Raw genomic sequence first — 742 nt, forward strand, 5'->3', positions numbered from 1 at the left:
TAATTACCAGACTGTCTTGAATAAGCTTTGGCGGCGTAAAGTTGAGCACGTTTTTCAAAACCTTTATCTCTTGCAACCTGCATCTCCGCAATATACCTATTTCCATGAGAATTCATGCAGAGAACATCGACGATGCTTTGTTTATCAGAAGCAATTTCTGGGTTCATTATGGTACTTAAAAACTCAACTTCTTGTATTGTATTTTCCCCTTTAAACTCTAAAATATCATTAAGGAAATGAATAAGAATATTTTTATTCTTCTCGGTACCAAAAATTCGTTTAAAGGTTAAATCACACTTTGGATCTAAAAATTTAGAAAAAACCATAGAATAAAATATTTACAATAATGTACTAAAATAGAACTTTTATGATATCATATTATTATTAAAAAATAAACACAGTATGAAATATCTTGTATTTATTCTTTCTATCCTCGTTTCATTACATAGTTATGCATCTACTTGTCCTAATTTAGAAGTGTGCTTCACTCCTGGAGAGGACTGTACTCAGAGAATTGCTGACACATTAAATGAATCCAAAGAGTCGATATTGATACAGGCCTACGAATTTACCTCAGAGCCTATTGTGAATGGGGTGATATCAGCTAAAAAGCGTGGTATAGAAATACTCGATAAAAGTCAGGTAGAACACAAGTACAATGTTTCAATTGTCAAAGAGTTATTAAGTAACGAGATACCTGTATGGATTGACAGTAAGCCTGCTATTGCACATAATAAGGTGA

2 protein-coding genes are annotated in these 742 nt (G+C 32.3%); one reads left to right on the top strand and one right to left on the bottom strand.

The features are described from left to right. Positions 1-326 (bottom strand): Rpn family recombination-promoting nuclease/putative transposase (locus tag V6U76_RS05350; protein ID WP_333024110.1); only part of this gene is annotated, 326 nt, incomplete at its 3' end. 76 nt (positions 327-402) lie between these two features. Between V6U76_RS05350 and V6U76_RS05355 the strand changes: the two genes are divergently transcribed. Next, on the top strand, positions 403-742 hold a 340-nt coding region (locus tag V6U76_RS05355), incomplete at its 3' end, for a phospholipase D-like domain-containing protein (RefSeq protein ID WP_408647438.1).

The organism is Wolbachia endosymbiont of Pentidionis agamae (genome assembly GCF_036711655.1).
Classification (GTDB): Bacteria; Pseudomonadota; Alphaproteobacteria; order Rickettsiales; family Anaplasmataceae; genus JAZHPY01.